Genomic DNA, 12,523 nt, shown 5'->3' on the forward strand with positions numbered 1-12,523 from the left:
GGTTTTTCTTTAAAAATATAAACATAATAGCTATCTTCGCATACTGTTATAAAATACAACGAAAATGAGCTTACAAAAGCAGGTAATGGAGGCTATGAAAACGGCCATGAAAGAAAAAGATGCTAATGCTTTAGAAGCGTTACGCTCTGTAAAATCGGCCCTATTAATGGCACAGACTGAAAGCGGTTCTAAAAAAGAACTTACTGAGGAGGAAGAAGTTAAATTGCTTCAAAAACAAGTAAAGCAACGTAAGGATAGTGCGGCTATTTATAAAGATCAAGACAGGAATGATCTTGCAGAACCTGAGCTGAAACAGGCTGCTATTATTGAGAATTTCTTACCTGCTCAATTAAGCGAAGAAGAGGTTGCTAAAATAGTTGATGAAATTATATCCGAGACTGGAGCAGAATCTATGAAAGATATGGGCAAGGTAATGGGGATGGCCAATAAAAAGTTGGCAGGACAAGCTGACGGCAAAACCATTTCAAACATTGTTAAACAAAGGTTATCACAATAAGTAAAACTCACGCGTTATACTTCGTCTAATAAAGGAGTATAATGAGTGTTAAGGCCGCGTGGCGCAACTGAATACCCGCCCGATCCGAACTGACGTTAGTCTCGTTCGGGCGGGGCGCATAAAGTAAAGTATATGTTTTATGTTTATGTCCTTTATAGTATAGGTTTTGATAGATATTATATAGGAATGAGCATGAGGTTACAAGAAAGGTTATTTGAACATAATGCAGGTAAAACAAAATCGACTAAGGCTTTTATACCTTGGAAAGTAGTTCATACAGAATCCTTTTCCACTAGAATGGAGGCTCGATCACGAGAAAAATATCTCAAGTCGGCCGCTGGGAGAAAATGGAGAAAACAAAATATTAGGCCGCGTGGCGCAACTGAATAGCGCATCAGATTTCGGCTCTGAGGGTTGGGGGTTTGAATCCCTCCGCGGTCACTTTAAAGCCTACAACAAATGTTGTAGGCTTTTTTTTTGAATCGTATTCTTTCTTATTTAAGAATATTAAAAATATCCGTACTTTTCATTTTAAATATTAAATTGAAAATAATGGAAAAAATTTTAAGTATAGGTTCCCGAATAAACCATCCAGAATATGGAAAAGGTGTAATAACAAATGTTTCACCAACAATGTATTGGGTTACTTTTATTGATAGCGGGTTAGAAACAATTAATATTGATTCAGATTTTGAAGTGATAGAAGCTTGCGAAGATGAATTAGATACGGTAAGTTTCTATGAAGTAGAACAGACTTTACGAAGTATATTAAAGAAGTGGAGCGATGTTTCAGAAATTATCCCAATTGCTGATAAATATAAAGGAGGAACGTTAATACTACAACCAAATGACAGTAACCTGTCTAATAAAGAGATTCCGATTGATTCTTTCTTTCATAAAATCGTTATGCTCCGGGACCGCCTTAGGGTTATGGAGCAAAAAATAAATTCTAATAAATTACTGGAAGACCAAGATAAGGTAGATTTACAACAATATATAACGCGTTGCTATGGTACGTTAACTACCTTTAATGTCTTGTTTAAGAACACTAGCCAAAGTTTTAAAGGAGAAAGCTCTAAGAAGTAACTTTGAGCATTTAATATGATAAAAAATAAAAGAGCCACTTAATTTAAGTGGCTCTTTTTTAAATTTAAGATATAAACTTATTTAGTTAACATCCCAAAATAACTTACTTAAGATGGTGTCACCATTAGATAGACCTGAAACAGCTTCAGCTCTATTGGCTCCATTTAAAGTTTGTAGTATTTGTGGGTAACGTAATCTAAATGGTAAATCTGTTACATCTGGACCTGGTTCAAAAATATAGTCGTCAACCTCTGCAGCAGCAGCTTGTTCTGCTGGTAAAGTTATAGTTTCTCCAGGTAATACTATAGTACTTGGAAAACCTGTTCTTCTATATTCTGAATAAGCTTCGTGAGGTTGCATGTATAAACCAACATACTTTTGGTTTAAAACAGTTTCTTCTGTTGCGGCTGGTAGGGCAGTAACAAAAGCATCAACTTCTGCAGCTGGAACACCCCAACGAGTCATAGAGGCTCTTACACCATCTTCGTACTGTGCTTGATTCCAACCATTGTTTTCAGAAAGAATAAATGAAACTTCAGCATACTCCATTAAAACTTCACCAAAATCAGGTCTAAGTATATTACTACTTGGAAAAGAATACGTGGTGAAAGGTAATGTGTTTGCTAATGGAAAAGCATAAGGTATACCAACATAGTCAGCATAATCTTCGCTTACTTCATAATTGTCAGCTTTAATATCAGCAATAGCAACAGATTTTGGTGCTGCCATTTGAAAAAGTCTTGGGTCTGGACCAAAAGATCCTGTTTCTCCTTTTAATAAATCAACAAAAGGCTTTGCAACTGCAAAATCAGTACGATCTAGAAATGCTTGCCAAAAAGGAGAAGCATTTGTATTTGTAACGTCATAAGCTTGAACAGCATTATCAGCATTAGAAGTAAATACTCCAGAGGTAATAGCTGCACTAATAGCACTATTAGCTGTAGAAGGATCAACTTCTTTAAGTCTATTAGCAACTCTTAATATTAGAGAGTTAGCAAACTTTTTCCATTTAGTAGCGTCTCCACCGTAAATGTTATCTCCAGTAGAAAATACATCTTCAGAAGTGTTTATCATATCAGCAGACTCTCTCAATTCTTTTAAGATGTCAGCATAGATTTTCTCCTGTGAAGCAAATCTTGGTGAAAAACTTTCATCAATATTTAAAGCTTCAAATTCTGGATCATCACTACCGTAAGAGTAGTAAGGTACATCACCAAAGAAATCTGTTAATCTATGAAACATGTATGATAACATGATTCTAGATGCAGCTATTTGGTTTTGGTTATTACCGACAGCTGATGCTTGCACTGCTGTTTCTGGGTCAACGTTTATATCTATAATAGATTTAAACTCTGTAGCGACTAAATATGTATTTCGGTATAAGCTTTCCGCAGTTGTTTCTCTATATAAATAGCGATCTTCATCTGCATAAGCATTTTGACCCCAGTATTGCATCCATGGTAAGGAAAGTCTACCTGAGTTAAAATCGTCCCGTAAAAAGTCGGTATATTGTTTCGTTGCACTGTTGAAGATTGTATTAGGTAATACAAACTCCGGTGCATTTGGATTGGCATTAAGATTGTCGATATCCTCACTACAAGAAATAAATCCTGTAGCAGAAGCGAACATTAATGCAACTATTAATATCTTTTTCATCTTATTTTAAAATTTTAATTCAACATTTACACCAATTGATCTTGTTGATGGTAAAGAACCACCTTCAGAACCTTGAATGTTTCCACTACCAGAAGTTGCAACTTCTGGGTCAAAGTTTTCATTATCTAAGCCCCAAGCAAATAAGTTTCTACCAAAAGCAGATACTCTAATCGAGCTTAAATCACCTACCCATTCAGAAGGAAGAGTGTAGCCTAATGAAACTTCACGTAATTTAACATAATCAGCGTCAAATACGTTTGCTGCATCAGCACCAAAGAAATAATCTTGACCTTCTTGTTGAGCTGAGATTAATTGAGTGTTTGTAGCTGTATTTGAAACGGTATAAGTACCATCGTCATTATATGTAACATCTCCTGTAACACCGTCTAATACTACACCTACTTCACGTTTATTGTTAGCGGCTGTCTGCTCTAAGATACCAGAGTAGTTACCCCAGATATTTGTTAAAGATCTATAAACACCACCTTTTTGCCAGTCAATTAGGAAACTCAAGCTGATACCTTTATACTCAAAGCTATTTCTGAAGCCCATATTAAAGTCTGGAAGTACTGATCCTAAGTTTTGAACATCTGGTGTCTCTAAATACGTTCCACCAGCTCCAACTACTTTGTTTCCTTGATCATCATAAACAAAATCTGTTCCTCTAATGATACCGTAAGGTTCACCTACAACAGCGTTTAATGAAACTCCGTTAAATGGGAACGTTGCTAGTTGAAGTGTTTCAACTCCATCAATTAATTCAAGTAACTCATTGTCGTTCTTAGAGAAATTCCAAGTTAAGTCCCATCTGAAATCATCAGATTCAATTGGAGTAATGTTTACCAATGCTTCAATACCTTTGTTTTCTAGAACTCCAGCATTCTGGAAAGTACTAGTAAAACCAGTAGCAGGATCTATAGATACAGGTGTAATTAAGTCGCTTGTCTTCTCATTGTAATAAGTAAGATCAAAGCTCACACGGTTTTTAAGGAAAGCCATTTCAAGACCAACCTCCCAAGTTTCCTTGTTTTCAGGTCTCAATTCAGGATTCAATTTTCTGTTACTATTAGCAAATTGTGGTGTTCCTAAAAAGGAAGCTCCATCATCTAAGGTAAAACCTGTTCCACCTCCAAATACATTGATTAAGTTGTAAGGATCTGTGTCACCACCTACTTCTGCATAACCTCCACGAATCTTACCGAAAGATAACCAGTCGCCATCAATAAATTGAGAGAAAACAATAGATCCATTTACAGATGGGTAAAAGTATGAATTGTTATCAGATGGTAGAGTAGAAGACCAGTCATTTCGACCTGTAACAGTTAAGTAAGCAAAATTGTCATATCCGAAAGATGCTGAACCAAAAACACTATTTACTCTTTTTCTAGAGTCAAAATCATCTGCTAGTGGGTCATTTGTAGAGTTATTTAAGTTGTAAATTCCAGGAGTAGCTAAGCCACCTCTAGTGTTACCAGCAATTCTATGGAACTCAACATCTCTTCTATTTGTACCAACAAAAGTGTTTAAGCTAACTTTATCATCAAAAAAGTTTGTGTCATAATGTAATCTAGCTTCATAGTTAATTTCTTCGAAATTTCTATCGCTCTCTGTGTAACCAGATACGGCTTGAGAACCAAATGCAGTTCTTTCAGAAATTCTTAGGTTATAAGTATCTGCGTAAATTTTTCCAGTAGCATATAAGTCATCAGTAATGTCATATTGCATACCTACATTACCATACCATCTTGTTCTTTTATCTTGTGCAGTATTTTCGTATAACGTCCAATAAGGGTTATCTGTATAACGAGGTGTCGCATCATCAAAAGCTGTACGGTTCCAAGTTCTTTGTGTACCATCTGGCAATTTATACTTTTTAAGTCTCTCATAGTCTAACTGAGTTTGACCAAATTGATATAATTGCTGTACTACTCCAGTTCCAGTATAACCAGTTGCAGGTCTATTAAAACCTTCGGTTATAGTCATATTAATACCAGCATCCACTTTTAACCTTTCGGTTAGTTGTGATGAGCCATTAAAGTTTACTGAAGTTTTGTCTAATTCAGAGTTTGGAACAATACCTTTTGTTTTAGTGTTGTTCACAGACAAACGCATGTTAGAATTTTCGTTCCCTTGACTGAATGAGATACCATTGTTGAATGAGATACCTGTGTTAAAAAAGTCTTCTTTATCTACATCAGGATACTTCCATTCTCTAGGCTGAAGAAATTCTCCAGGGAATTCTGGATCAAAATTATCCCACTGTAATACCTGTTGACCATTATAACGTGGTCCCCAAGACTCATCAGTTCCATAATCAGCGATGTTATATGTTGTACCATTAATAACTGCTGTGTTGAAGGTAGATTGCTCAATAGTATTGGCATTTCCACCACCACCACCATACAGCTTCTGTACTTTAGGTAGAATGTTTACGCTTTCGAAAGTAACTCCAGAATTTACTACAATTTCTGCTTTACCTTCTTTACCAGATTTAGTTGTTATCAAGATAACACCGTTAGCAGCACGAGATCCGTATAAAGCTGATGCAGCACCACCTTTAAGGACGTTAATGCTTTCAACATCATCAGGGTTAACATCAAAACCAGCATCACCATAATCACGACCACCGCCACCTGTTTGGGTAGAAGTTGTGTTGTAATTAGAGTTATCAAGTGGAATACCATCTACTACTATAAGAGGTTTGTTTTCCTGAGTAATAGATCCAGGACCCCTAAGTAATATACGAGTAGAACCACCTAATGAACCTGATGGGTTAGAGATTTGTGCACCAGCTACTTTACCAGAAAGTGAGTTAAGTGCGTTAGAGTTACGTGTTTTAGTAAGCTCTTCGCTGTCAACTTGCTGAGTAGAATACCCTAAAGATTTTTTCTCTCTAGAAATACCAAGTGCAGTAACTACTACTGTTTCTAAAGCTTCTCCTTGCTCTAGAACTACATCAATTGTATTGCTTTCGCCTACAACCACTTCTTTTGGCGTGTATCCTACATAACTATAGGTTAAAGTTTCGCCAGCCGATGCTTGAATAGAGTAGTTCCCATCAAAATCGGTCTGTGTTCCGGTCGAGGTTCCTTTTACTAAAATGTTTACTCCCAGTAAAGGAACTCCAGACGCATCTTGTACTGATCCCGTAATTTCTTTCTCTTGAGCAAACATAGTTTGCACCATTACGAAAGACATTAACGTTAACAGAATTTTAAATTTTTGTCTCATATGTGTATTTTTTGTTAAGCTTGTTACAAAACTATTCAAATTCCTTTCTATTTGCATGTATTAAACGTTAAATTTTTTGTTAGAATTTTAACATTTTTTTATACAGTTCACAATCAAATATTTGAATGATACTTTTTGTTATTTTAGCAGTAATTGTAGAAGTGCTTGTTTTTTAGCTGTGTATCGCTTGTTTAATCTGTCTTCCTTAAGCTCTACGCTACTGGCTCAAGCTTTAGAGTATTTTTAAGATAAAATAATTAACAAAAAAATATTTAGAGCTTTTCTAACAGTTATGTATTAACTACACCTTTTTGATATGTTGATTTTATCTGAAATATCTGCTGCTATAACCTTAGCGTGAACCCGTGAGTTTTCGATAAACCATTTGTGGGTTTCCATACCGCCACAGATAACACCTGCTAGATATAGGTTAGGGACATTTGTTTCCATGGTATCTGGATTGTATTTTGGAAAGTACTTACCTTCTTTTGATAGTTCAATTCCTAAAGTTTCCAAAAATGCAAAGTCTGGACGGTATCCAGTCAATGCGATAACAAAATCATTATTAATTGTTTTTATACCTTCTGGCGTATCAATGATTATTGCAGTTTTTTTAATCTTTTTAATTTCTGAATTAAAATAGGCTTTGATGCTTCCTTCTTCAATTCTATTTTCAATATCGGGCTTTACCCAATACTTCACACGTTCGCCAATAGAGGAGCCTCTTACTACCATGGTAACATCACCTCCTTTGCGCCAAATTTCTAAAGCAGCATCTACCGATGAATTGCTCGCCCCAACCACAATGCTTTTTTGCATCACATATGGATGTGCCTCTTTATAATAATGCGAAACTTTTGGTAAATCTTCTCCGGGAACATTCAGTAGTTTGGGAATGTCGTAAAAACCGGTGCTAACTATTATATTATTGACTTTAAAGGTGTTTTTTTCAGAAGCAACAATAAAGCTTCCATCAACTTGTTTTTCAACCTCAGTAATTTCTTCATATAAATTAATATGTAGCTTGTTTGAAGTCGCTACCCTTCGATAATATTCTAAGGCTTCATTACGGGTGGGTTTTGGGTTATTGCTAATAAAGGGAATGCCGTCAATTTCCAGTTTTTCGGAAGTGGAAAAAAAGGTCATATTCAGTGGGTAGTTGTAGAGGGAGTTTGTTAGTGTCCCTTTTTCAACCACGATATAATCAATATTACGTTTTTTGCATTCAAGGGCGCAAGCAATCCCAATAGGACCAGCACCGATAATAAGTACTTCTTTTTCGGTAGTCAATGTTTTAGTTTAAAGCAAAGATAACAAAAGCCTGCTTGGTTACCCAAAAACAGGCTTACTCTAAGAAACATTATCTAAACGCTAATTTTATTTATTTCTTTAGAAGTTTTATTGTGCTACTCTTTTTGTTAGATGTTATTTTACAGAAATAGATACCCGTGCTTTGGTCAGATAAGTTTAAAGTAAATGTATTTTTTCCTTCTGAAACATCTTCTATTAAAACACTTTTTATTTTTCTTCCTAACAAATCATAAACTACAATAGAAACTGGTTTTACATTATTAGAGTTAAACACAATTGTAGTAGTGACGGAAAATGGGTTGGGATAACTTATCCCTTTGTCTAAGCTTTCAGAACCTACAGTAGGTACGCTAAGAATTCTATTTAACGATCTGTCTATACATTCAAAACCAGTTATACCATTAGGATTATAAATACTAAACCCTTCACTTTGTGTTAAGGCCCAAATATTGCCAAATTCATCCACCTCAATATCTTCAACTTGTTTATGGGCTAGGGGAGAACTTGCGTCTAAAAACGTTGTGAAGGTATCACCTGTCCCATCAAAATACGATATGCCTCCATAATAAGGTGCCGTTTGTGTATTATGTGCACTTATATATATGTTGTTATTAGCATCAATATCGATTGCCCGTACATTATCTGCGGCTATATTGCTATTAGTAGAGTTCCAGTTGGTCCAGTCAGTACCATCATATTTCCAAAGTCCCTCTGTAGTTGCCACCCACATAATGTCGTTGTTGTCAAATTGAATATCGCTAATGTGTTCTATACCTTGTGACGATAGATCCATTCTGCTCCAGGTACCATTGTCGTATATATCGATACCTTGATATTGGCCCAAGTACATTTTGCCACCGGTTCTACCGGTAAGGCAATTTGGGTTTCCAGTTAGTCCATTGGTAAAATCCCAAAGGGTCCATGTATTAGCTGCTTTATCATACATAAATGTATTACCATTATAAGCTCTTGTAAAAATAAGTCCGTTGTCTGTGGCTTCTATTTCTTGTAGGGATTGTAAAAACGAATGCGAATTGGTATTATCCCAAATCACCCAAGAAGCGTAGTCACTATAATTACCATCGGGTATTTGTATGGCATAGCCAGAAGTGCCATCGTAGGTAAACCAAATATCGCCATCACCGTCTTCAGTTATGGATGTGCCAATTGTTGTTTGAAATAAGGGTTGTGGATTAGGGAATAGTCCTTCATTGTTGGGACCGTAGACCTCCCAATTGGGACAATCGAACACTTGAATACCACCTTGTCCATTTGCAAACCATCTGCGTCCTTGACTGTCTATAAAAATATCGTCGTTAAAATTATCAGGTAAACCGGTATTGTTGCGGGTAAACCTTGTCCAATCAACACCGTCAAATTTTCCTACCACGCCCGAACCGGATATCCAGTAATTTCCGTCAGTATCGATGTAACAATCGAATATGGAATAATTTATGGTTTCAACCGTCCAATCAGTTCCGTCAAATATTAAAGCTCTACTATTGCTTCCTTCAGTTAAAATTATCTTATCATCCCGAATGGCAATTGAAGAAGCATTTAGGTTTGAAACGGGCAAATCGTCACTGGTTATATGGGTCCAGTCTGTTCCGTCAAAAATATCGACTGCATTACCAACTAAGGCCCAAACCTTGTCTTGGTTATCAATAACAATTTCGAGGATGTTATTTGAAGATAATCCGCTATTGGCTGTAGTGTATTGCGTCCAGTCAACACCGTCATATTTAATCAATCCATTTTCTGAAGCAACCCATTTAATATCACTTTCGTCAATAGCAATGTCATTAAGCCTTGTCCCTGCGGGAAGTCCTGAGTTAGAGCTTGTGTAATATTCCCATAGAGTTCCATTATAAAACCCCACTCCATTTATCGAGTTGTCAGCATTAGTGGTTACGGCCCAAAGGTCATCATTGAGGCCAATGGCCATGCCTTCTGTTTGGTCTGCTAAAAGGGAGGAATTTGCAGTGTCATAATGTTGCCAATCCAATCCATCGCCCGAAGTGGCAATCCCTTTTTCAGTAGCTACCCATATAACACCAGTATGGTCAAATTCAATATCGAAAATGAGCCCATTTGGCAAATAATTTTCGGCATAGGTACCCCAATTTGTATATACCGTATCATTTGTAGCAATGCGGACTAAACTACCTTCGTCTACAGAAGAAGTGTAGCCTCCGGTCCAGATGTTGTTAAACGCATCTCCTTTGATTGTATAGTGCAATTGACCGCCAATGCCTGTGTTGTCTGTCCGAATGTATGTCCAGTTTGGATCTGTTTGTGCTTGAATCTGAAAAATAAAACCTATTAAAAATAAGTTGATTAGTAGTTTTGCTTTCATGGCTTTCCTTTTTAATACAACAGATACCTTTGTAAATACCCTACCTAATAAATCAGATTTTATGTAGTAAAAAGGATATTTTTGCTCTGTATATCATAAAGTTACGAAAAAAAAGAAAAATAACAGATAGCCTAATATAGAACCATTAATAGCTTTTTTGATGAAATTTCTATTTGCTACTGAGTTAGTTTTGCTAAGCCTGCAATGGTGTCTGTTGGGTTTTTCGATCCGAAAACGTAACTACCAGCAACCAAAACATCGGCTCCTGCTTCAACCAATTGTTTTGCGTTTTTGTTAGTTACGCCACCGTCAATTTCAATTTTTGTAGAAGCTCCTTTTTCTGAAATAAGTTGTTTAAGTTCTTTTACCTTTTCATACGTATTTTCAATAAACGATTGTCCACCAAAACCAGGGTTTACACTCATCAAGCATATCAAATCGATATCTTGAATGGTGTCTTTTAAAACTGAAATATTAGTGTGCGGATTTAAGGCAACACCGGCTTGCATTCCTTCCGCTTTAATGGCTTGTAATGTTCTGTGTAAATGAGTAGAGGCTTCATAGTGTACGGTTAATATATTAGTGCCTAATAAAGCAAAGTCTTTTATGTAGCGTTCTGGCTGAACAATCATTAAATGTACATCTAAAGGTTTTGTTGCATGCCTTGAAATAGCTTCAATAACCGGCATACCAAAAGAAATATTAGGAACAAAAACACCGTCCATAACGTCTAAGTGAAACCAGTCTGCTTCACTATTATTTACCATTTCAATATCTTTTTTTAGGTTGGCAAAATCTGCCGCGAGAATTGAGGGTGCTAAAATAGTTTGGCTCATAATTTAAATTAAAAAAGGTTCTAAAAGACCTAAAACACTAGTTGAAAATGGTGTTGTGTCTTTCGTTTTGTTTAAATATTCTTTTAAGTTTTTTAAGTCAGATTTTGTTTTAACAATGCTAAAACCCGATTTGTACCCTTCAAAGATACGATGTTCGTTTTGTTTGTTAAAGATGGTGATGATGTTTTTATGGCGTTTATCCTTTTTTATACTTTCAAAAAGGTCGAGAAGTATATCTTTTTCGCCTTCTAACACTTGTAGAAAATTTCCGTAGTAATACAATAAAACTCCAGTAATATCAGCATCATCATTATTGGTTTGGACTTCATAAAAGAGATTTTCTAGCTCATTGTTTTCTAATTCTCTAGAAGCACTGCTTACATAACAAATGGTATATGTCATTTTTTGGAAGTTAGAGGTATAAATATACTATAAAAAAACCTCCGGTAATCAGCCGGAGGTCATTCATCAATCAAAAAACGAACAGTTTCAATTTCCACGTAAGTGGAAATCTCATACCGTGCGTTACCGTTATTTAGGTGTTACCCTAAATAGGTTTTCAATATTTTACTCCTTGAGGTTTGTTTTAACCTACGAATGGCTTTTTCTTTAATTTGGCGAACACGCTCACGAGTTAAATCGAATGTTTCGCCTATTTCTTCCAGAGTCATAGGTTGTTGGTCACATAAACCAAAATACAATCGAACCACATCTGCTTCTCGAGGAGTTATAGTCTCTAAAGAACGTTCTATTTCAGTTTTCAAAGATTCGTGCAACAAAGAACGGTCTGGATTTGGTGATTCACCACTTCGCAATACATCGTATAAGTTTGAATCTTCTCCATCAATAAGTGGTGCATCCATCGATAAGTGGCGACCACTATTTTTTAACGACTCTTTTACTTCGGTTATGGTCAAATCCAACTCTTTTGCTATTTCTTCGGGAGAAGGTGGACGTTCATTTGCTTGCTCTAAAAAGGCAAAGGTCTTATTAATTTTATTAATACTACCAATTTTATTCAAAGGTAACCTAACTATTCGAGATTGCTCTGCCAATGCTTGAAGAATTGATTGGCGTATCCACCAAACAGCATAGGAAATAAATTTAAAACCTCGAGTTTCATCAAAACGCTTGGCGGCTTTAATTAGTCCCAAGTTTCCTTCGTTGATAAGGTCTGGTAGTGTTAATCCTTGATTTTGATATTGTTTTGCAACCGAAACAACAAAACGTAAATTTGCTTTTGTAAGTTTTTCTAATGCTAGATGGTCGCCCGCTCTTATGCGCTGTGCCAGTTCAACTTCTTGTTCCGCAGTAATCAGGTCAACTTTACCAATTTCCTGAAGATATTTGTCCAACGAGGCGGTCTCTCTGTTGGTAACCTGTTTTGTGATTTTTAACTGTCTCATGTAAGGTTAAATAGGTTTGCGGGCAATTGTTGTCTGCCCTTCTATTTAGTTATACGTAAGCGTGAGTAAAAAGGTTACATAAATAATAAAAATAATTTTCTGAATAGTTATAAAATGCAATAAA

General features: G+C 36.0%; 10 protein-coding genes and 1 tRNA gene. 4 read left to right on the plus strand and 7 right to left on the minus strand.

Annotation, left to right across the window (positions count from 1 at the left end; genetic code table 11):
• The first annotated feature begins 64 nt into the window (after nt 1-64).
• From DZ858_RS07030 to DZ858_RS07045, 4 genes are all read left to right on the plus strand, one after another.
• A complete protein-coding gene (locus DZ858_RS07030; protein ID WP_117158859.1) occupies nt 65-517 on the plus strand; it encodes a GatB/YqeY domain-containing protein in 453 nt (150 codons plus the stop codon).
• Between the two features lie 132 nt (nt 518-649).
• Nucleotides 650-907 (plus strand): GIY-YIG nuclease family protein, encoded by a 258-nt coding sequence (locus DZ858_RS07035; protein ID WP_117158860.1) that lies wholly within the window; start codon nt 650-652, stop codon nt 905-907.
• Nucleotides 885-958: transfer RNA gene (locus DZ858_RS07040), tRNA-Arg, on the plus strand. The genes DZ858_RS07035 and DZ858_RS07040 overlap by 23 nt, the downstream gene beginning before the upstream one ends.
• A 111-nt stretch (nt 959-1,069) precedes the next feature.
• Nucleotides 1,070-1,603 (plus strand): hypothetical protein, encoded by a 534-nt coding sequence (locus tag DZ858_RS07045; RefSeq protein WP_117158861.1) that lies wholly within the window; start codon nt 1,070-1,072, stop codon nt 1,601-1,603.
• Between the two features lie 81 nt (nt 1,604-1,684).
• Here the strand turns inward: DZ858_RS07045 and DZ858_RS07050 are convergent, their stop codons facing one another.
• The 7 genes from DZ858_RS07050 to DZ858_RS07080 all read right to left on the minus strand — a co-directional run bounded on the left by DZ858_RS07050 (nt 1,685) and on the right by DZ858_RS07080 (nt 12,399).
• Nucleotides 1,685-3,232 carry a SusD/RagB family nutrient-binding outer membrane lipoprotein gene (locus DZ858_RS07050; protein ID WP_239990734.1) on the minus strand — a complete coding sequence of 516 codons (1,548 nt, stop codon included), beginning with the start codon at nt 3,230-3,232 and terminating at the stop codon, nt 1,685-1,687.
• Between the two features lie 33 nt (nt 3,233-3,265).
• The gene (locus tag DZ858_RS07055; RefSeq protein WP_117158863.1) at nt 3,266-6,490 is read right to left on the minus strand and encodes a SusC/RagA family TonB-linked outer membrane protein; all 3,225 of its coding nucleotides are present in this window, start codon (nt 6,488-6,490) and stop codon (nt 3,266-3,268) included.
• 297 nt (nt 6,491-6,787) lie between these two features.
• The gene (locus DZ858_RS07060; RefSeq protein ID WP_117158864.1) at nt 6,788-7,780 is read right to left on the minus strand and encodes a YpdA family putative bacillithiol disulfide reductase; all 993 of its coding nucleotides are present in this window, start codon (nt 7,778-7,780) and stop codon (nt 6,788-6,790) included.
• 91 nt (nt 7,781-7,871) lie between these two features.
• Entirely contained in the window at nt 7,872-10,157 is a 2,286-nt protein-coding gene (locus tag DZ858_RS07065) for a T9SS type A sorting domain-containing protein (RefSeq protein WP_117158865.1), read from the minus strand.
• A gap of 176 nt (nt 10,158-10,333) precedes the next feature.
• Nucleotides 10,334-10,993 carry a ribulose-phosphate 3-epimerase gene (gene rpe / locus DZ858_RS07070; protein WP_117158866.1) on the minus strand — a complete coding sequence of 220 codons (660 nt, stop codon included), beginning with the start codon at nt 10,991-10,993 and terminating at the stop codon, nt 10,334-10,336.
• A gap of 3 nt (nt 10,994-10,996) precedes the next feature.
• A complete protein-coding gene (locus tag DZ858_RS07075) occupies nt 10,997-11,395 on the minus strand; it encodes a BLUF domain-containing protein (protein WP_117158867.1) in 399 nt (132 codons plus the stop codon).
• Nucleotides 11,396-11,535: 140 nt separating this feature from the next.
• Nucleotides 11,536-12,399, minus strand: a complete 864-nt coding sequence (locus tag DZ858_RS07080; protein ID WP_117158868.1) for a sigma-70 family RNA polymerase sigma factor — start codon at nt 12,397-12,399, stop codon at nt 11,536-11,538.
• Nucleotides 12,400-12,523 lie beyond the last annotated feature (124 nt).

It is taken from the genome of Marixanthomonas ophiurae (genome assembly GCF_003413745.1).
GTDB classification, from domain to species: Bacteria; Bacteroidota; Bacteroidia; order Flavobacteriales; family Flavobacteriaceae; genus Marixanthomonas; species Marixanthomonas ophiurae.

Bases quoted from the DNA above. Each gene is read 5' to 3' on its own strand.
- DZ858_RS07030 (WP_117158859.1), top strand. From the start codon at position 65: ATGAGCTTACAAAAGCAGGTAATGGAGGCTATGAAAACGGCCATGAAA.
- DZ858_RS07035 (WP_117158860.1), top strand. From the start codon at position 650: ATGTTTTATGTTTATGTCCTTTATAGTATAGGTTTTGATAGATATTAT.
- DZ858_RS07045 (WP_117158861.1), top strand. From the start codon at position 1,070: ATGGAAAAAATTTTAAGTATAGGTTCCCGAATAAACCATCCAGAATAT.
- DZ858_RS07050 (WP_239990734.1), bottom strand. From the start codon at position 3,232: ATGTTCGCTTCTGCTACAGGATTTATTTCTTGTAGTGAGGATATCGAC.
- DZ858_RS07055 (WP_117158863.1), bottom strand. From the start codon at position 6,490: ATGAGACAAAAATTTAAAATTCTGTTAACGTTAATGTCTTTCGTAATG.
- DZ858_RS07065 (WP_117158865.1), bottom strand. From the start codon at position 10,157: ATGAAAGCAAAACTACTAATCAACTTATTTTTAATAGGTTTTATTTTT.
- rpe (WP_117158866.1), bottom strand. From the start codon at position 10,993: ATGAGCCAAACTATTTTAGCACCCTCAATTCTCGCGGCAGATTTTGCC.
- DZ858_RS07075 (WP_117158867.1), bottom strand. From the start codon at position 11,395: ATGACATATACCATTTGTTATGTAAGCAGTGCTTCTAGAGAATTAGAA.
- DZ858_RS07080 (WP_117158868.1), bottom strand. From the start codon at position 12,399: ATGAGACAGTTAAAAATCACAAAACAGGTTACCAACAGAGAGACCGCC.